This window comes from Streptomyces lavendulae subsp. lavendulae, assembly GCF_002803845.1.
Taxonomy (GTDB): Bacteria; Actinomycetota; Actinomycetes; order Streptomycetales; family Streptomycetaceae; genus Streptomyces; species Streptomyces lavendulae.
The window spans coordinates 3,777,546-3,795,445 of sequence record NZ_CP024985.1 but is presented as its reverse complement, the minus strand read 5'-3'; the positions used below and the strand labels follow the sequence as shown (position 1 = coordinate 3,795,445).

The window sequence follows — 17,900 nt, the reverse complement described above, 5'->3', positions numbered from 1 at the left end:
TGGCGTAGGCTGGATCGGTCCGAACCCCTTGACACACCGCCGAAAGGTGACGCACCGGTGACCGACCAGGCCGCTCTCCAGTCTGTCCTCGACCGTGCCGCCGCAGGGGGCCGGATCACCAAGGAAGAGGCCCTCGACCTCTACCGGCACGCCCCGCTGCACGCGCTCGGCCAGGCCGCCGACGCCGCGCGCCGGCTGCGCTACGCCGGTACGGAGCACATCGCGACGTACATCATCGAGCGCAACATCAACTACACCAACGTGTGCGTCACGGCGTGCAAGTTCTGCGCCTTCTACGCTGCCCCCAAGGACACGAAGAAGGGCTGGTCCCGCGACCTCGACGACATCCTGCGCCGCTGCGCGGAGACCGTCGAACTGGGCGGCACCCAGATCATGTTCCAGGGCGGCCACCACCCGGACTACGGCGTGGAGTACTACGAGGAGCACTTCTCCGCCATCAAGAAGGCCTTCCCGCAGCTGGTGATCCACTCCCTCGGCGCGTCCGAGGTGGACCACATGGCCCGCATCTCCGGCGTCAGCGCCGAGGAGGCCATCAAGCGGATCCACGCGGCGGGTCTCGACTCCTTCGCGGGCGCCGGCGCCGAGCTGCTGCCGGAGCGGCCGCGCAAGGCGATCGCCCCGCTCAAGGAGTCCGGCGAGCGCTGGCTGGAGATCATGGAGCTCGCCCACGGGCTGGGCGTGGAGTCCACCTCCACCATGCTGATGGGCACCGGCGAGACCAACGCCGAGCGCATCGAGCACATCGCGATGATCCGGGACACGCAGGACCGCACGGGCGGCTTCCGCGCCTTCATCCCGTACACGTACCAGCCCGAGAACAACCACCTCAAGGGCCGGACCCAGGCGACCGTCTTCGAGTACCTGCGCATGATCGCGATCGCGCGGCTCTTCCTCGACAACATCGCCCACATCCAGGGCTCCTGGCTGACCGTCGGCAAGGAGGCGGGCCAGCTCTCGCTGCACTACGGCGCCGACGACCTCGGTTCGATCATGCTGGAGGAGAACGTCGTCTCCTCGGCCGGTGCCAAGCACCGCTCGAACCGCCAGGAGATCATCGACCTGATCCGCAAGGCGGGCCGCGTCCCCGCGCAGCGCGCGACGACGTACGAGCACCTGCTGGTGCACGACGACCCGGCCAACGACCCGGTCGACGACCGCGTCGTCTCGCACATCTCCTCGACCGCGATCGAGGGCGGCACGGCGCACCCCGAGCTGAAGCTCATCTCCACGAACTGACGCAGGCCGATGCTGACGCTGCACACCGCCGAGCTGCTCGTCGCGGGACCGGGATCCGCCCCCGTCGAGGGCGGCGCGGTCCTGGTCGAGGGCGACCGGATCGTCCGCGTCGGCCCGTACGGGGAGCTCGCCGCGGCAGCCCCGCACGCCCGGGTCCGGCGCTGGCCCGGGGTGCTCACCCCGGGGCTGCTGGCCCGCGGGGCGGACGTCCTGCTGGAGGGGACCTACTACCCCGACGACCCGTCCGAGACCACCGAGCTCGGCGCCGGACCGATCACCGGCGCCGAGGCGCTGGCCGCCCTGGGGATGACCGAGGCCCGCTGGGGCAACAGCGCCCGGCGCGGTACGCAGAAGCTGCTCGCGCGCGGGGTCGTCGCGGTGGCCGGGCGGTTCACGATCCCCTCGGTGCGCGCCGCGGTGGTCCGCTCGGGCCTCACGGTCGTGCCCCCCGCCCCGTACGCGGGCCCGCCCTCCCTCGACCCGCTCGCCGGGCTCGGCGCGCCGGACGGGGCCTTCCACGGGGAGCTGCGGGAGGGCGCCGCGGCCCGGTTCGCGGTGTTCGCCGTCGCCGGGCCCGCGGAGCTGCCGGAGCGGGGCGCGAGCACCTGCGTGGCCACCGTCATCGGGGGCCGGCTGCTGCACCGCCGCCGCTGAGCGGTGCCTCTTCAGGGCACGCGGGGTCCGGCCAGGTAGGTGCCGTCGGCGGAGTAGGGCCAGGCGTTCGAGGTACAGCCGAGCAGGCCCTTGATCTGCTGCATCATCGCGGGGGCGGGCGCCCCCGGGCGCGGGCAGGTCTCGTGCTCGTGGCCGAGTTCGTGGCCCACCTCGTGGTTGACGATCAGCGCCCGGTACTCCTGCGGGGATCCGCTGAACTGGGGCGAACCCTCCTGCCAGCGCTTGAGGTTCACCACGACGGTGTGGCCGACCCGGCAGTTCGTCTCCCCGACGAGCTCCGGGGTGACCACCTCGCACAGCCGGTCGGTGGTCCCGGGGGTGGCGATCTTGACGACGAAGTCCACGGGTTCCCCGCGCCCGGCCAGCCGGAAGCCGTACGCGGGGTCGCGTATCCAGCCGCGCCGGTCCCCGAGGATCGCCTCGACGGCGCGGGCCGCGTCGTCCGGGTCGACCCCGCTGCCGTTCTCCACCTCCACCCGCCAGCGCAGCGCCGGCCCCCGCCCCTGGGCCTTCCCGCCGGCCGAGGATCCCGTGAACCCCACCGAGGGCGACCCACCGGGCCCCTGCGTGCTCCCCTGCCCCTTCCCCTGCCCCGTCCCCTGCTCGGTGTGCGCCGGGGGGCGTGCGCCGGCGGGGCCGTCGTGCGCCGGTTCGAGCCGGTAGGCGGCCACCGACAGGGCGGCTAACGCCGCCGCCCACAGGACCGTGCGGCGCAACCGCCTGCGCCGCTCGATCCGTCCCGCGCTGAGTGACCTGCCTGTCGGCATCCTCGAACCCCTCGTTCGCTCCGTCCGTCCAGTGTGCCCCGGGCCCCTGTGGCCCCGCCGGACCCCGGACCGGGGCGGGGCAGCCGTTCGGGCGGGGCGGGGGCCTGAGAGGATGGGCCCGTACCCGCCGAACCGCAGATCCACCGAGCACCGAGGGGCCAACGCCAGTGACAAGGGCTTCCCTGGACAAGCAGCCGCACGAAGTCGCCTCCATGTTCGACGGTGTGGCCGCCAACTACGACCTCACCAACGACGTCCTGTCCCTCGGCCAGGCCCGGCTGTGGCGCAAGGAGGTCGCCAAGGCGGTCGCCGCCCGCCCCGGCCAGCAGGTGCTCGACCTGGCCGCCGGGACCGCGACCTCCTCGCTGCCCTTCGCCGCGACCGGCGCCTACGTCGTGCCCTGTGACTTCTCGCTCGGCATGCTGCGCGAGGGCAAGAAGCGCAACCCGTGGCTGCCGCTGACGGCGGGCGACGCGACGAAGCTGCCCTTCAAGGACGACGTCTTCGACACCGTGACGATCTCCTTCGGGCTGCGCAACGTCCAGGACACCGACGCCGCGCTGCGCGAGCTGTACCGGGTGACCAAGCCCGGCGGGCAGGTCGTGATCTGCGAGTTCTCGCAGCCGACCTGGGCGCCCTTCCGCACGGTCTACACCGAGTACCTGATGCGGGCGCTGCCGCCGGTGGCCCGCGCGGTCTCCTCCAACCCCGACGCGTACGTGTACCTCGCCGAGTCCATCCGCGAGTGGCCCGACCAGCCCGCGCTCGCCGCCCTGCTGCAGAAGGCCGGCTGGGGCAAGGTCGCCTGGCGCAACCTGAGCGGCGGCATCGTGGCGCTGCACCGCGGGGTCAAGGAGTAGCGCACGGTGGAGACCCGGCCCTTCGACTACGCGGCGCTGCTGGAGCGGGTCGCGGCCGACGTCGCCCCGCTGGTGGGCAGCGGCACCCCCGCCGAGTACATCCCGGCACTGGCGTCCGTGGACCCCGGGCAGTTCGGGATGGCGCTCGCCGACCTGGACGGCAACGTCTACGGAGCGGGGGACTGGCGGGTCCCCTTCTCCGCCCAGTCCGTCACCAAGGTCTTCGCGCTCGCCCTGGCGCTCGCGGAGGGCGGCGACAGCCTGTGGGAGCGGGTGGGCCGGGAGCCGTCGGGCAACCCGTTCAACTCCCTGGTCCAGCTGGAGTACGAGAACGGCATCCCCCGCAACCCCTTCATCAACGCGGGGGCGCTCGTCGTCACCGACCGGCTGCAGACCCTGACCGGCGACGCGAGCAGCGAACTCCTGGACTTCCTGAGGCAGGAGAGCGGCAACCCCGGCATCGGCTTCGACGCGGAGGTGGCCGCCTCGGAGCACGAGCACGGGGACCGCAACGCGGCCGTCGCGCACTTCATGGCCTCCTACGGGAACATCGACAACCCCGTACCGGCGCTGCTGGACCACTACTTCTGGCAGTGCTCCATCGAGATGAGCTGCGCCGACCTGGCCCTGGCGGGCGGCTTCCTGGCCCGGCACGGCCTGCGCGCGGACGGCTCCCGTCTCCTCACGCGCAGCGAGGCGAAGCAGATCAACGCGGTGATGCTGACCTGCGGGACGTACGACGCGGCGGGCGAGTTCGCGTACCGGGTCGGGCTGCCGGGCAAGAGCGGGGTCGGCGGCGGCATCGTCGCGGTCGTCCCGGGCCGCTGCACCCTCGCGGTCTGGAGCCCGGGCCTCGACGCCCAGGGCAACTCGGTCGCAGGCGTCGCCGCCCTGGACCGCTTCACCACCCTGACGGGCCTCTCCATTTTCTGACGCGCGGCTGGGCGGGCCGCTGCCCGTGGCCGGTGCCGGGCCTTCGTGTGCGGGTGCGTCGCCGCTGCGCGGGGCTGGTCCGGCGGGGCTGGAAGATCCAGCCTCGCCGGCGTTTGAGGCGCGGGGGTCCGGGGGCGGAGCCCCCGAAGGGGTCCGGGGGATGGGGGAAGGGCGGGCAGGGGACCAGCCCCGCGCAGCGGCCACTCAGCCGCAGACGGCAGCGCACCCGCACCCGCATCCGCACCCCGCGCGGTGCGCCACCGCCCGGTACACGACTCGTCCCCGTCGGGGGGCCGGAACCCGCCCCCGGGGGGACCGACCCCTACCCCGCCGCGAGGGAGAGTTCGTAGCGCCGCCCCACCCGCCGACCCCCCGGCAGGGGAAAGGTCTCGGCCAGCGTCATGCCCAGCCGTTCCGCGACCGCCGCCGAGCGGACGTTCGCATCGTCGATCATCGCCACCACCTTCGGCACTCCCGCCCCCCGCACCCGCTCCAGCGTCGCCAGCGCCGCGGCGTACGCGTAGCCCCGTCCCCACGCCTCGCGCCCGAGCCGCCAGCCGATCTCGATCTCGCCGACCGGGCCCCACTCCTTGTGCGCGGGCCACGGCTGCGCCCCGGTGAAGCCGAGGACCTGGCCCTCGGCGTCCAGGAGCGTCCACAGGCAGTACCCGAGCTGCGCGTCGTGCATCCGCTGCCGGGCGGTGATCTCCTCGTAGTGGGACAGCTCGGCCGGGCCGCCGAGGAACTCCATCACGTCGGGGTCGTCGAAGACGTGGTGCCAGGCGTGCGCGTCCTCGTCCGTCGGCACGCGCAGCGTGACGTCGGGGAGTGGCCGGGTCGGTGAGGTGGTCATCGGGGCAGCCCTTCGGGATCGCGATCTCTCTCGCTGCATAGACTGCGTCATGTCCCGTGCCGTTGGGCACCCCTTATCGAGCCTTCGGGAGACCCCGCAGTGACCGAGCCCCTCTCCGAACACTCCGCGGATGTGATCGTCGTCGGGGCCGGGCCCGCCGGCTCCACGACCGCCTACCACCTCGCCCAGGCCGGACTGGACGTCCTGCTGCTGGAGAAGACGGCGTTCCCGCGCGAGAAGGTCTGCGGTGACGGTCTGACCCCGCGGGCGACCAAGCAGCTGGTGTCGATGGGCATCGACATCTCCGAAGAGGCCGGCTGGCTCCGCAACAAGGGTCTGCGCATCATCGGCGGCGGGCAGCGGCTCCAGCTGGACTGGCCGGAACTGGCCTCGTACCCGGACTACGGACTCGTCCGAAAGCGTGACGACTTCGACGAGACCCTGGCCCGCCAGGCGCAGAAGGCCGGTGCCCGGCTGTACGAGCGCTGCAACGTCGGCGAGCCCGTCCGCGACCCCCGCACCGGGCACATCACGGGCGTGCACGCCAAGCTGGGCGAGGAGAAGACCCCGGTCACCTTCCACGCCCCGCTCGTGGTCGCGGCCGACGGCAACTCCTCGCGGCTGTCCCTGGCGATGGGCCTGCACCGGCGCGAGGACCGTCCGATGGGCGTGGCCGTGCGCACCTACTTCACCTCCCCCCGCCACGACGACGACTACCTGGAGTCCTGGCTGGAGCTGTGGGACCGGCGCGGCCCGCAGGACCGGCTGCTGCCCGGCTACGGCTGGATCTTCGGCATGGGCGACGGCACCTCCAACGTCGGCCTCGGCATCCTCAACTCCTCCTCCGCGTTCAAGGAGCTGGACTGGCGCGAGGTCCTCAAGGCCTGGTGCGCGTCGATGCCGGAGGACTGGGGCTACACCCCGGAGAACATGACGCAGCCGATCCGCGGCGCGGCCCTGCCGATGGCGTTCAACCGCCAGCCGCACTACACCAAGGGCCTGCTGCTGGTCGGTGACGCGGGCGGGCTCGTCAACCCGTTCAACGGCGAGGGCATCGCCTACGCGATGGAGTCGGGGCAGATCGCCGCCGAGGTGATCGTGCAGGCGCACGCGCGGGCCACTCCGGCGCAGCGCGAACTGGCGCTGCACGGTTACCCGAAGGTGCTGAAGGAGACGTACGGCGGCTACTACACACTGGGCCGCGCCTTCGTGAAGCTGATCGGCAACCCGACGGTCATGAAGATCGCCGCGCAGCGCGGTCTGACGCACCCGGTGCTGATGCGCTTCACCCTGAAGATGCTGGCGAACCTGACGGACCCGACGGGCGGGGACGCCATGGACCGCATCATCAACGGCCTCTCGAAGGTGGCCCCGAAGGCCTGAGGTGCCGGCTGTGGGGCCGTCGAGCCGCCTCCCGGGTCTCCGGGGGGCGGCTCAGTCGTTTCCGGGGCCCTCCGGGGCGTCCTGCGGGTCGTGGACCGCGCGGACGCAGCGGGTCAGGAGGACCAGGCCGGAGACCAGCAGGGCGCCCGAGAGGGTCCAGCCGAGGGCCAGGGTGAGGGGATGTCCCGGTTTCTGCCAGGGACGGGCGGTGGTCAACAGCCAGCCGCCGACGGCGAGGAGGGCGAGCCCGGCGGCGGCCGGGACGGCGGTGGGGTCGTCGCCGGTGCCGTGGTCCTCGTAGGACCGTCTGCTCACCGGGTCACCACCTCCAGGTCTCGGTCCGGCGCCCGCCCATCTTCTCAGGGCCCCGGGGGCTTGGGTACCGCGTGGCCGAACCGGTGCGCGGCCGTCCGCGCGCGGGCGCGCCCGAGGGCCGGCACTCCGCCCCCGAGCGGGGGAGTGCCGGCCCTCGGGGCGACCGGAAGGATCAGAGGACGCGGACGGCGCCCGTCGGCATGTCGTAGCTGAGGTTGCGCTCGACGATGCCGGTGCTGGGGTTCTGCGCGCCGACGAACTTGCCGCCGCCGACGTAGATGGCGACGTGGTAGGCGCTGCCCTTGGGGCCCCAGTAGAGGATGTCGCCGGGCTGCAGGTTGCTCAGCGAGACCGAGCTGCCGGCCAGCGACTGGTCCTGGGAGGTGCGGTCCAGGGAGATGCCGGCCTGGCGGTAGGCGGCCTGGACGAGGCCCGAGCAGTCGTACGCGGAGGAGCCGGTGGCGCCCATGACGTACGCCTTGCCGATCTGGGCGCGGGCGAAGTTCACGATGGCGGCGGCGGAACCGGTGGCCTTGGAGGAGGAACCGGTGCTGGTGGAACCGCTGCCCGAGCCGTTGGACGTGAAGCCGCTGTCGTCGGACGCGGAGGCGTTGGTGAGCGAGGTGCGGCCGGCGCCGCGGGTGGCGCGCTCGGCCTCGGCCTTGCGGTCGGCCTCCTGCTTCGCCTTCTGCTCGGCGGCCTTGGTGGCGTCTTCCTTGGCCTGCTTCGCCTCGGCGGCGGCACCCGTACGGGCGCTCTCCTCCTGGGCGTTCAGCTCGCCGGTGACGGCGGCCTCGACGGCGGCGACGCGGGTGTTCTCGGCGGCCGTGTTCACGGCGCTGGAGACCTCGGCGCCGAGGTTCAGGTCGAGGACGGGCATTTCGAGCGTCGTCTCGGCCACGGGCTCGGGGGACGAAGGGGTCGCGCTCGCGGTGCCGGCCATGGCGAGGGTGCTGAGGACGCCACCGGCAACTCCGGCGCGAACCGCGAGCTTCGAGGCGCTACGGCGCGGCTTCCGGTGGCTGGGTATGTGAGCGGTGTGGGACATGGGACAACCGCTATCAGGGCTGCCGGGTTTCCTTCAAGAAACGTGGTCTGCGCCACAGTTGCTGAATCCGGGCCCGAACCGGGCGCGTCGTGACTCTTATTGACGCCGTAACGGGCGAAACGGACACCCCTTCACAAGGCTGTGATCATGGGGTTTCAGTATTAAGTCCGAATTGATCCACTGACTACCATCGACCCGCACAGATGGCCAAGCCCCCTTTTCACGGTCTCGATCCGGTGTGGTGCAGGTCACAGTTACCTCTCGTCGTGAGGGCGCTGTGGCCGGTCCGTGATCCGACCGTGAACTTGCCGTGCGGTTCGTGAACGGATGCACAGCGTCGGCCCCCGCCGCCCCCACCGTCGACTCCCGGCCACCGCGTCCACTCCCGTACCCCCGGACTCCCCCGGTGGAGGGACACGGGTTCCCTTACCACCTGGGCGGATGCGGGGCCAATTTGCTTGCGAGGGCCATCATTTGATAGGGCGACACGCCATTCACCTGGGATGACGGGCCCGGATGTCACCTTTGGTGATCATGTGGATGCCTTGCGTACGAAGATCACCCCTCGGCGGGCTTCATGATCGTTCGTCAGGTGGTGGAGATCACAAACTCGGTGTTGTTACCCGTGTCGCAGATCACAGACCGGCAGGCATAAGATGCGCACCAGCCCGGCTTGTGAACTGCCTCACATGCGGTCCCCCGGCTCCCGGGGTGATCTTCACGAGGCGGAGCTCACCCGTCGCCGGCGCAGCGGTCCAACGGTCAAGGACGACTGGAAGGAGCGAGGAGCGTGAATGCGTACGCACCCATCCTCGTGCTCGGCGCCATCGGCGCAGGGTTTGCGATCTTCTCCGTGGTCATGGCCACGCTGATCGGCCCAAAACGGTACAACCGGGCGAAGCTCGAAGCCTACGAATGCGGCATCGAACCCACCCCGCTGCCTGCCGGCGGCGGACGCTTCCCCATCAAGTACTACCTGACGGCGATGCTCTTCATCGTCTTCGACATCGAGATCGTCTTCCTCTACCCCTGGGCCGTCACCTTCGACTCCCTGGGGATCTTCGGGCTCGTCGAGATGCTGCTCTTCGTGCTCACCGTCTTCGTCGCCTACGCCTACGTCTGGCGCCGCGGCGGCCTGGAATGGGACTGAGGGGCTGAATTTTCCATGGGACTGGAAGAGAAGCTGCCGAGCGGCTTCCTGCTGACCACCGTCGAACAGGCCGCGGGCTGGGTGCGCAAGTCATCCGTCTTCCCGGCCACCTTCGGCCTGGCGTGCTGCGCCATCGAGATGATGACCACCGGAGCCGGCCGCTACGACCTGGCCCGCTTCGGCATGGAGGTCTTCCGCGGCTCCCCGCGCCAGGCCGACCTGATGATCGTGGCCGGACGGGTCAGCCAGAAGATGGCGCCGGTGCTGCGCCAGGTGTACGACCAGATGCCCGCTCCCAAGTGGGTCATCTCCATGGGTGTTTGCGCATCTTCGGGCGGAATGTTCAACAACTACGCGATCGTCCAGGGCGTCGACCACATCGTCCCGGTGGACATCTACCTCCCCGGCTGCCCGCCCCGCCCCGAGATGCTGATGGACGCGATCCTCAAGCTCCACCAGAAGATCCAGGGCTCCAAGCTCGGCGTGAACCGGGAAGAGGCGGCGCGCGAGGCGGAGGAGGCGGCCCTGAAGGCCCTCCCCACCATCGAGATGAAGGGGCTCCTCCGGTGAGCGACGACCCGGCCGTCGAGAACGGCAACAACGTCCCCGCTCCCCGCACCTCGGCCGGGCCCGAGGTGATCGGCGTGCGCAAGGGCATGTTCGGGGCGAACAACGGCGGCGACACCAGCGGCTACAGCGGCCTCGTCCGCACCGTGGCCCTGCCCGGGGCGTCCGCGCGCCCCTACGGCTCCTGGTTCGACGAGGTGGCCGACGAGCTCGAAGGCGCCCTGGAGGAGCAGGACCTGCTCCCCGCCCACGCCATCGAGAAGACGGTGGTGGACCGCGGCGAGCTCACCTTCCACATCGCCCGCGAGCACCTCGTACGGGTGGCCTCCACCCTGCGCGACGACCCGGCGCTGCGCTTCGAGCTCTGCACCGGCGTCAGCGGGGTCCACTACCCCGGCGACAAGGGCCGCGAGCTGCACGCCGTCTACCACCTGCGCTCGCTCACCCACGGCAGGCTCCTCCGCCTGGAGGTGTCGGTCCCCGACGCCGACCCGCACCTGCCGTCCCTGGTGAAGGTGTACCCGACCAACGACTGGCACGAGCGCGAGGCCTACGACTTCTTCGGGATCGTCTTCGACGGCCACCCGGCCCTCACGCGGATCATGATGCCGGACGACTGGCAGGGCTTCCCCCAGCGCAAGGACTACCCGCTCGGCGGCATCGCCGTCGAGTACAAGGGCGCCCAGATCCCGGCTCCCGACCAGCGGAGGTCGTACAGCTGATGAACACCCCGAACGCATCGCACCCCGCGTCCTCCCGCGAGACCACCGAGGGCACCGTCTACACCGTCACCGGCGGCGACTGGGACGAGATCGTCCAGTCGGCGGCCCGCGCGGACGACGAGCGCATCGTCGTCAACATGGGCCCCCAGCACCCCTCCACCCACGGGGTGCTCCGCCTGATCCTGGAGATCGACGGCGAGACGGTCACCGAAGCCCGCTGCGGCATCGGCTACCTGCACACCGGCATCGAGAAGAACCTCGAATTCCGCAACTGGACGCAGGGCACCACCTTCGTCACGCGCATGGACTACCTGACGCCGTTCTTCAACGAGACGGCGTACTGCCTCGGCGTCGAGAAGCTCCTCGGCATCACCGACCAGATCCCGGACCGCGCCTCCGTCATCCGCGTCCTGCTGATGGAGCTCAACCGGCTCTCCTCCCACCTGGTGTGCATCGCCACCGGCGGCATGGAACTGGGCGCGACCACGATCATGATCTACGGGTTCCGGGACCGCGAGCTGATCCTCGACGTCTTCGAGCTGATCACCGGCCTGCGCATGAACCACGCGTTCGTCCGCCCCGGCGGCCTCGCCCAGGACCTGCCCCCCGGCGCGGTCGACCAGCTGCGCGAGTTCGTGAAGACCATGAAGAAGAACCTGCCGGAGTACGACAAGCTCGCCACCGGCAACCCCATCTTCAAGGCCCGCATGCAGGACGTCGGCTACCTCGACCTCACCGGCTGCATGGCCCTCGGCGCCACCGGCCCGATCCTGCGCTCCGCCGGCCTGCCGCACGACCTGCGCAAGTCGGACCCGTACTGCGGCTACGACACCTACGAGTTCGACGTCCCCACCACCGAGAGCTGCGACTCCTACGGACGCTTCCTGGTCCGCCTGGAGGAGATGCGCCAGTCCCTGCGGATCGTCGAGCAGTGCCTGGACCGGCTGGAGCCCGGCCCGGTCATGGTCGCCGACAAGAAGATCGCCTGGCCCGCGCAGCTCGCGATGGGACCCGACGGCCTCGGCAACTCCCTCGACCACATCAAGAACATCATGGGCACCTCCATGGAGGCCCTGATCCACCACTTCAAGCTCGTCACCGAGGGCTTCCGGGTACCGGCCGGACAGGCCTACGCCGCCGTCGAGTCCCCCAAGGGCGAGCTCGGCGTCCACGTCGTCTCCGACGGCGGAACCCGCCCCTACCGGGTCCACTTCCGCGACCCGTCCTTCACCAACCTGCAGGCCATGGCCGCGATGTGCGAAGGCGGCCAGGTCGCCGACGTCATCGTCGCCGTCGCCTCCATCGACCCCGTGATGGGAGGCGTCGACCGATGACAGCCAATCCGACTGGTCAAGGGGTGAGTCTGGGGATGCCCCAGCTTCCGGCCCCCGACTTCCCGGCCGACGTACGCGCCCGGCTGGAGGCCGACGCCGCCGAGGTCATCGCCCGCTACCCCGACAGCCGCTCCGCGCTGCTGCCGCTGCTGCACCTGACGCAGTCCGAGGAGGGCCACGTCTCGCGCACCGGCATCCGCTTCTGCGCCGAGGTGCTGGGGCTGACCACCGCCGAGGTCACCGCGGTCGCCACCTTCTACACGATGTACCGCCGTAAGCCCTCCGGCGACTACCAGGTCGGCGTCTGCACCAACACCCTGTGCGCCGTCATGGGCGGCGACGCCATCTTCGACGAGCTCAAGCAGCACCTGGGGGTCGGCAACAACGAGACCACCCCCGACGGCAAGGTGACGCTGGAGCACATCGAGTGCAACGCGGCCTGCGACTACGCCCCCGTGGTGATGGTCAACTGGGAGTTCTTCGACAACCAGACCCCCGAATCCGCCAAGGCCCTCGTCGACGACCTGCTGGCCGGGCGCCCCGTCGAACCGACCCGGGGCGCGCCGCTGTGCACGTACAAGGAGACCGCCCGGATCCTGGCGGGCTTCCCGGACGAGCGCGAGGGCGCGGTGGCCGCGAGCGGCGGCGCCGGACCCGCCTCCCTGATCGGACTGCGCATCGCCCGCGGCGAGTCCCCGCACGCCCCGGTCGTGCACCCTCGCGGCGAGGCCCGCGGCGAGACCACCACAGAGGGAGGGGAGTGATGAGCGTGTCCACCCCGAAGGAAAGGCACGGGGGCACCTCCCAGCCGGAGGCTGGGGGAGGCACCAGCCCGGAGAAACTCCTCGCGCCCGTCCTGTCGGCGTTCTGGGACGAGCCCGAGTCGTGGACGCTGGAGACCTACCGGCGCCACGAGGGCTACGAGGGCCTGCGCAAGGCGCTCGCGATGACCCCGGACGAGGTGATCGCCTACGTCAAGGACTCCGGACTGCGCGGACGCGGCGGCGCGGGCTTCCCCACCGGAATGAAGTGGCAGTTCATCCCGCAGGGTGACGGCAAGCCCCACTACCTCGTCGTGAACGCGGACGAGTCGGAGCCGGGAACCTGCAAGGACATTCCCCTCCTCTTCGCCAACCCGCACTCCCTCGTCGAGGGAATGATCATCGCCTGTTACGCGATCCGGTCGGAGCACGCCTTCATCTACCTGCGCGGCGAGACCGTCCCCGTGCTGCGGCGCCTGCACGAGGCCGTGCGCGAGGCGTACGCGGCCGGGTACCTCGGCAAGGACATCGGCGGCAGCGGACGCAACCTCGACATCACCGTGCACGCGGGAGCGGGCGCGTACATCTGCGGCGAGGAGACGGCACTGCTCGACTCCCTCGAAGGCCGGCGCGGTCAGCCCCGGCTGCGCCCTCCCTTCCCCGCGGTCGAGGGGCTCTACGCGTGCCCCACTGTCGTCAACAACGTCGAATCCATCGCCTCGGTTCCCGCGATCCTCAACAAGGGCAAGGACTGGTTCAAGGCGATGGGGACGGAGAAGTCCCCCGGCTTCACGCTCTATTCGCTGTCCGGGCACGTCGCGGGCCCCGGCCAGTACGAGGCCCCCCTCGGCATCACCCTGCGCCAGCTCCTCGACATGAGCGGCGGCATGCGCCCCGGCCACCGGCTGAAGTTCTGGACCCCCGGCGGCTCCTCCACCCCCATGTTCACCGACGAGCACCTCGACGTCCCGCTGGACTACGAGGGCGTCGGCGCGGCCGGGTCCATGCTCGGCACCAAGGCTCTGCAGTGCTTCGACGAGACCACCTGCGTGGTGCGCGCCGTCACCCGCTGGACCGAGTTCTACGCCCACGAGTCCTGCGGCAAGTGCACCCCCTGCCGCGAGGGCACGTACTGGCTCGTCCAGCTGCTGCGCGACATCGAGGCCGGCAAGGGCGTCATGTCCGACCTCGACAAGCTGAACGACATCGCCGACAACATCAACGGCAAGTCCTTCTGCGCCCTCGGCGACGGCGCCGCCAGCCCCATCTTCTCCTCGCTGAAGTACTTCCGCGCCGAGTACGAACAGCACATCACGGGCAAGGGCTGCCCCTTCGACCCCAGGAAGTCGACCCTCTGGGCTGACACGGAGGTGAACGCATGACCGTCACCACGAACGCTCCGACCGGTGGCGGAGAGGCCGCCGTACCCCCCGACTCCGTCACCCTGACCATCGACGGACTCGAACTGTCGGTCCCCAAGGGCACCCTCGTCATCCGGGCCGCCGAACAGCTCGGCATCGAGATCCCCCGGTTCTGCGACCACCCCCTCCTCCCCCCGGCCGGCGCCTGCCGCCAGTGCATCGTCGAGGTCGAGGGCCAGCGCAAGCCGATGGCCTCCTGCACGATCACCTGCACCGACGGCATGGTCGTCAAGACCCAGCTGACCTCCCCGGTCGCCGACAAGGCCCAGCGCGGGGTGATGGAGCTGCTGCTCATCAACCACCCGCTGGACTGCCCCGTCTGCGACAAGGGCGGCGAATGCCCCCTGCAGAACCAGGCGATGACCCACGGCAACGCCGAATCCCGCTTCGAGGGCCACAAGCGCACCTACGAGAAGCCCGTCCCGATCTCCACGCAGGTGCTCCTGGACCGCGAGCGGTGCGTCCTGTGCGCGCGCTGCACCCGCTTCTCCAACGAGATCGCCGGCGACCCCATGATCGAGCTGCTCGAACGCGGCGCGCTCCAGCAGGTCGGCACCGGCGAGGGCGACCCCTTCCAGTCGTACTTCTCCGGCAACACCATCCAGATCTGCCCCGTCGGCGCCCTCACCTCGGCCGCCTACCGCTTCCGCTCCCGCCCCTTCGACCTCGTCTCCTCCCCGAGCGTGTGCGAGCACTGCGCGGGCGGCTGCGCGACCCGGACCGACCACCGGCGCGGCAAGGTGATGCGCCGCCTCGCCGCCGAGGACCCCGAGGTCAACGAGGAGTGGATCTGTGACAAGGGCCGCTTCGGGTTCCGCTACGCGCAGCGCCCGGACCGGCTGACCACCCCGCTGGTGCGCGGCGCCGACGGGGTCCTGGCCCCGGCGAGCTGGCCGGAGGCCCTGGAGGCCGCCGCGAAGGGGCTGGCCGCCGCGCGCGGCCGGGCCGGGGTGCTGACCGGAGGCCGGCTCACCGTCGAGGACGCCTACGCGTACGCCAAGTTCGCCCGGGTCGTGCTCGACACCAACGACATCGACTTCCGGGCCCGGGTGCACAGCGCGGAGGAGGCCGACTTCCTGGCCGCCACCGTGGCGGGCACCGGCAAGGACCTCGACGGCACGGGCGTCACGTACGCCTCCCTGGAGGCGGCGCCCACCGTGCTGCTCGCCGGGATCGAGGCCGAGGAGGAGGCCCCCGGGGTCTTCCTGCGGCTGCGCAAGGCCCACCGCAGGCACAAGCAGCACACCTTCGCCCTGGCCCCCTTCGCCACCCGCGGCCTCGCCAAGGCGGGCGGCACCCTGCTGGCCGCCGCCCCCGGCACCGAGCCCGAGTGGCTGGAGGCCCTCGCGACCCGGACCGGACTGGAGGCCGGCGGCGCCGAGGCCGCCGAGGCGCTGCGCAAGCCCGGCGCGGTCCTCGTGGTCGGGGAACGGCTGGCGGCCGTGCCCGGCGCGCTGACCGCCGCCGTACGGGCCGCGACCGCGACCGGGGCCCGGCTGGTGTGGATCCCGCGCCGGGCCGGTGAGCGGGCCGCCGTCGAGGCGGGCGCGCTGCCGTCCCTGCTGCCGGGCGGCCGCCCGGCCACCGACCCGCGGGCCCGCGCCGAGGTCGCCACCGCCTGGGGGCTGGACGAACTCCCGCACCGCTACGGCCGGGACACCGGGCAGATCGTGGAGGCCGCCGCCACCCGCGAGCTGTCCGCCCTGCTGGTCGCGGGCGTCGAGCTCGCCGACCTGCCGGACCCGCAGCGGGCGCGGACCGCCCTGGAGGAGGCCTTCGTGGTCTCCCTGGAGCTGCGGCCCGGCGCGGTCACCGACCACGCGGACGTGGTCCTGCCGGTCGCCGCCGTCGCCGAGAAGGCCGGCACGTTCATCAACTGGGAAGGCAGGGTCCGGCCGTTCGAGGCCGCCCTCAAGCCCGACCAGATGACCCGCCGGCTCGCCCCCGCCGACGCCCGCGTGCTGCACATGCTGGCCGACGCGGCCGACCGGCCGATCGCGCTGCCCGACGTACACGCCGTACGGCGCGAGCTGGAGCGGCTCGGCCCCTGGGAGGGGGAGCTCGCGGCCGAGCAGTCCACGGCCACCGAGCCGCTGCCCCGCCCCGGCGCGGGCGAGGCGGTCCTCGCGGGCCACCGGCTGCTGCTGGACCAGGGCCTGCTCCAGCAGGGCGACGACGCCCTGGCCGGTACCCGGCACGAGGCGAACGCCCGGCTGTCGGCCGCCACGGCCGCCGAGACCGGCGTCAAGGACGGGGACGTCCTCGCCGTCACCGGCCCGGCCGGCTCGGTGGAACTCCCGCTGCGGGTCACCGAGATGCCCGACCGGGTGGTCTGGCTCCCGCTGAACTCCACCGGACGGGGCGTCCTCGCCGACACCGGCGCCCGTCCGGGCACCCTCGTGCGGATCGGCCCGGCGACCCCGGCCGACAGCAGCGACCCCGATGCGGAGGTGGGCGCGTGAACGCGGTACAGCTCGCTGCCGAGGACCTCTCCCTGTTCGGCAGGGACGTCTGGTGGCTGGTCCTCGTCAAGGCGGTGTTCTGCTTCGCCTTCCTGATGGTGACCGTGCTCTTCTCCATCGTGTGGGAGCGCAAGGTCGTCGCCTGGATGCAGTTGCGCATCGGCCCCAACCGGCACGGCCCCTGGGGCATGCTCCAGTCGCTCGCCGACGGCGTGAAGCTGATGCTGAAGGAAGACCTCGTCGTCAAGCGGGCCGACAAGGTGGTCTACGTCCTGGCCCCGATCATCGCGGCGATCCCGGCCTTCATGGCCATCGCGGTGATCCCCTTCGGGCCGGCCGACGACCAGGTCTCCATCTTCGGCCAGCGCACCACGATGCAGCTGACCGACCTGCCCATCGCGATGCTCTACGTCCTCGCCGTGGCCTCCGTCGGCATCTACGGCATCGTCCTCGCGGGCTGGTCCTCCGGCTCCACGTACCCGCTCCTCGGCGGCCTGCGCTCCTGCGCGCAGATGATCTCGTACGAGATCGCGATGGGCGCGGCCTTCGCCTCGGTGTTCCTCTACTCCGGGTCGATGTCGACCTCGGCGATCGTGGAGGCGCAGGCGGACCGCTGGTACATCGTGCTGCTGCCGGTGTCCTTCATCATCTACGTGATCACGATGGTCGGCGAGACCAACCGCGCTCCCTTCGACATGCCGGAGTCCGAGGGCGACCTGGTCGGCGGTTTCAACACCGAGTACTCCTCCATCAAGTTCGCGCTGTTCATGCTGGCCGAGTACGTCAACATGGTCACCGTCTCGGCGGTGTCGGTCACCCTCTTCCTCGGCGGCTGGCGGGCCCCGTACCCGATCAGCCACTTCTGGGAAGGCGCGAACCACGGCTGGTGGCCGATGCTCTGGTTCGTCATCAAGGTCCAGCTGCTGCTGTTCTTCTTCATCTGGCTGCGCGGCACGCTGCCCCGCGTGCGCTACGACCAGCTGATGAAGCTCGGCTGGAAGGTGCTGATCCCGGTCTCCGTGGTCTGGCTGATGCTGGTCGCCACCGTCCGGGCGCTGCGCAACGAGCGCTACGACTTCAGCGAGATCGTCCTCTACGTGGGCGGGGCGGTCGTCGCGATCCTGCTGCTCTCCTTCGTCGCGGACCTCTTCCGCGACAAGCGGGAGAAGGCGGCGGCCGAGGAGGCCGGCCAGGCCGAGGCGGCCTCGTCCTTCGACCCGATGGCGGGCGGCTTCCCCGTACCGCCCAAGCCCGGCCAGCACCTGGCGCCCGTACCGCGCCGGCGGCCCCGCGCGGAGCGGGAGCTGATCGTCAGCGGCGGGGCGAACCCCGACAGTGACCGAGAGGAGGGTTGAGACGTGTCCGACGAAAAGTGGCAGAACCCGGTCGCCG

17 protein-coding genes are annotated in these 17,900 nt (G+C 71.3%); 13 read left to right on the top strand and 4 right to left on the bottom strand.

What is annotated here, in order from left to right:
• The first annotated feature begins 57 nt into the window (after positions 1-57).
• Both mqnC and SLAV_RS16305 read left to right on the top strand, forming a co-directional pair.
• Positions 58-1,257, top strand: a complete 1,200-nt coding sequence (mqnC, locus tag SLAV_RS16310) for a cyclic dehypoxanthinyl futalosine synthase (RefSeq protein WP_030236374.1) — start codon at positions 58-60, stop codon at positions 1,255-1,257.
• A 9-nt stretch (positions 1,258-1,266) separates the two neighbouring features.
• Entirely contained in the window at positions 1,267-1,911 is a 645-nt protein-coding gene (locus SLAV_RS16305) for an imidazolonepropionase-like domain-containing protein (protein WP_030236372.1), read from the top strand.
• An 11-nt stretch (positions 1,912-1,922) separates the two neighbouring features.
• Here SLAV_RS16305 and SLAV_RS16300 read toward each other — a convergent pair whose 3' ends face one another.
• Positions 1,923-2,699 carry a DUF3152 domain-containing protein gene (locus SLAV_RS16300; RefSeq protein WP_030236370.1) on the bottom strand — a complete coding sequence of 259 codons (777 nt, stop codon included), beginning with the start codon at positions 2,697-2,699 and terminating at the stop codon, positions 1,923-1,925.
• 167 nt (positions 2,700-2,866) lie between these two features.
• Between SLAV_RS16300 and SLAV_RS16295 the strand changes: the two genes are divergently transcribed.
• Positions 2,867-3,559, top strand: a complete 693-nt coding sequence (locus tag SLAV_RS16295) for a demethylmenaquinone methyltransferase (RefSeq protein WP_030236367.1) — start codon at positions 2,867-2,869, stop codon at positions 3,557-3,559.
• A gap of 6 nt (positions 3,560-3,565) precedes the next feature.
• Positions 3,566-4,492 carry a glutaminase gene (locus SLAV_RS16290; RefSeq protein ID WP_030236364.1) on the top strand — a complete coding sequence of 309 codons (927 nt, stop codon included), beginning with the start codon at positions 3,566-3,568 and terminating at the stop codon, positions 4,490-4,492.
• A gap of 322 nt (positions 4,493-4,814) precedes the next feature.
• Here SLAV_RS16290 and SLAV_RS16285 read toward each other — a convergent pair whose 3' ends face one another.
• Positions 4,815-5,345 carry a GNAT family N-acetyltransferase gene (locus SLAV_RS16285; RefSeq protein ID WP_030236362.1) on the bottom strand — a complete coding sequence of 177 codons (531 nt, stop codon included), beginning with the start codon at positions 5,343-5,345 and terminating at the stop codon, positions 4,815-4,817.
• A 99-nt stretch (positions 5,346-5,444) separates the two neighbouring features.
• Here SLAV_RS16285 and SLAV_RS16280 point away from each other — a divergent pair, with 99 nt between their 5' ends.
• Complete coding sequence (locus SLAV_RS16280; protein ID WP_030236359.1) at positions 5,445-6,728, top strand: geranylgeranyl reductase family protein; 1,284 nt, start codon at positions 5,445-5,447, stop codon at positions 6,726-6,728.
• A 51-nt stretch (positions 6,729-6,779) separates the two neighbouring features.
• Here SLAV_RS16280 and SLAV_RS16275 read toward each other — a convergent pair whose 3' ends face one another.
• Together SLAV_RS16275 and SLAV_RS16270 are read right to left on the bottom strand one after the other, a co-directional pair.
• Positions 6,780-7,043: an LPXTG cell wall anchor domain-containing protein gene (locus tag SLAV_RS16275; RefSeq protein WP_030236356.1), complete on the bottom strand. Its 264-nt coding sequence runs from the start codon at positions 7,041-7,043 to the stop codon at positions 6,780-6,782.
• Positions 7,044-7,215: 172 nt separating this feature from the next.
• A complete protein-coding gene (locus tag SLAV_RS16270) occupies positions 7,216-8,091 on the bottom strand; it encodes a C40 family peptidase (protein ID WP_030236353.1) in 876 nt (291 codons plus the stop codon).
• Between the two features lie 790 nt (positions 8,092-8,881).
• On the opposite strand from SLAV_RS16270, the gene SLAV_RS16265 reads away from it, so the two are divergent.
• Genes SLAV_RS16265 through nuoH form a run of 8 tightly spaced genes read left to right on the top strand, consistent with a single transcriptional unit; the run spans position 8,882 to position 17,863 of the window.
• Positions 8,882-9,241, top strand: a complete 360-nt coding sequence (locus SLAV_RS16265; protein WP_030236351.1) for an NADH-quinone oxidoreductase subunit A — start codon at positions 8,882-8,884, stop codon at positions 9,239-9,241.
• A gap of 15 nt (positions 9,242-9,256) precedes the next feature.
• The gene (locus SLAV_RS16260) at positions 9,257-9,811 is read left to right on the top strand and encodes a NuoB/complex I 20 kDa subunit family protein (protein WP_007265818.1); all 555 of its coding nucleotides are present in this window, start codon (positions 9,257-9,259) and stop codon (positions 9,809-9,811) included.
• Positions 9,808-10,530, top strand: a complete 723-nt coding sequence (locus tag SLAV_RS16255; protein ID WP_030236347.1) for an NADH-quinone oxidoreductase subunit C — start codon at positions 9,808-9,810, stop codon at positions 10,528-10,530. The genes SLAV_RS16260 and SLAV_RS16255 overlap by 4 nt, the downstream gene beginning before the upstream one ends.
• Positions 10,530-11,864, top strand: a complete 1,335-nt coding sequence (locus tag SLAV_RS16250) for an NADH-quinone oxidoreductase subunit D (protein ID WP_030236345.1) — start codon at positions 10,530-10,532, stop codon at positions 11,862-11,864. The genes SLAV_RS16255 and SLAV_RS16250 overlap by 1 nt, the downstream gene beginning before the upstream one ends.
• Entirely contained in the window at positions 11,861-12,628 is a 768-nt protein-coding gene (gene nuoE, locus SLAV_RS16245) for an NADH-quinone oxidoreductase subunit NuoE (protein WP_030236342.1), read from the top strand. Before SLAV_RS16250 ends, nuoE begins: the two co-directional genes overlap by 4 nt.
• Entirely contained in the window at positions 12,628-14,007 is a 1,380-nt protein-coding gene (gene nuoF, locus SLAV_RS16240) for an NADH-quinone oxidoreductase subunit NuoF (protein ID WP_030236341.1), read from the top strand. Before nuoE ends, nuoF begins: the two co-directional genes overlap by 1 nt.
• Positions 14,004-16,508 (top strand): NADH-quinone oxidoreductase subunit G, encoded by a 2,505-nt coding sequence (locus SLAV_RS16235; protein ID WP_030236338.1) that lies wholly within the window; start codon positions 14,004-14,006, stop codon positions 16,506-16,508. The genes nuoF and SLAV_RS16235 overlap by 4 nt, the downstream gene beginning before the upstream one ends.
• Entirely contained in the window at positions 16,505-17,863 is a 1,359-nt protein-coding gene (gene nuoH, locus SLAV_RS16230) for an NADH-quinone oxidoreductase subunit NuoH (protein WP_030236334.1), read from the top strand. Before SLAV_RS16235 ends, nuoH begins: the two co-directional genes overlap by 4 nt.
• The last annotated feature ends 37 nt before the right edge of the window (positions 17,864-17,900 follow it).

Bases quoted from the DNA above. Each gene is read 5' to 3' on its own strand.
- SLAV_RS16305 (WP_030236372.1), top strand. From the start codon at position 1,267: ATGCTGACGCTGCACACCGCCGAGCTGCTCGTCGCGGGACCGGGATCC.
- SLAV_RS16300 (WP_030236370.1), bottom strand. From the start codon at position 2,699: ATGCCGACAGGCAGGTCACTCAGCGCGGGACGGATCGAGCGGCGCAGG.
- SLAV_RS16285 (WP_030236362.1), bottom strand. From the start codon at position 5,345: ATGACCACCTCACCGACCCGGCCACTCCCCGACGTCACGCTGCGCGTG.
- SLAV_RS16270 (WP_030236353.1), bottom strand. From the start codon at position 8,091: ATGTCCCACACCGCTCACATACCCAGCCACCGGAAGCCGCGCCGTAGC.
- SLAV_RS16260 (WP_007265818.1), top strand. From the start codon at position 9,257: ATGGGACTGGAAGAGAAGCTGCCGAGCGGCTTCCTGCTGACCACCGTC.
- SLAV_RS16250 (WP_030236345.1), top strand. From the start codon at position 10,530: ATGAACACCCCGAACGCATCGCACCCCGCGTCCTCCCGCGAGACCACC.
- nuoE (WP_030236342.1), top strand. From the start codon at position 11,861: ATGACAGCCAATCCGACTGGTCAAGGGGTGAGTCTGGGGATGCCCCAG.
- nuoF (WP_030236341.1), top strand. From the start codon at position 12,628: ATGAGCGTGTCCACCCCGAAGGAAAGGCACGGGGGCACCTCCCAGCCG.
- SLAV_RS16235 (WP_030236338.1), top strand. From the start codon at position 14,004: ATGACCGTCACCACGAACGCTCCGACCGGTGGCGGAGAGGCCGCCGTA.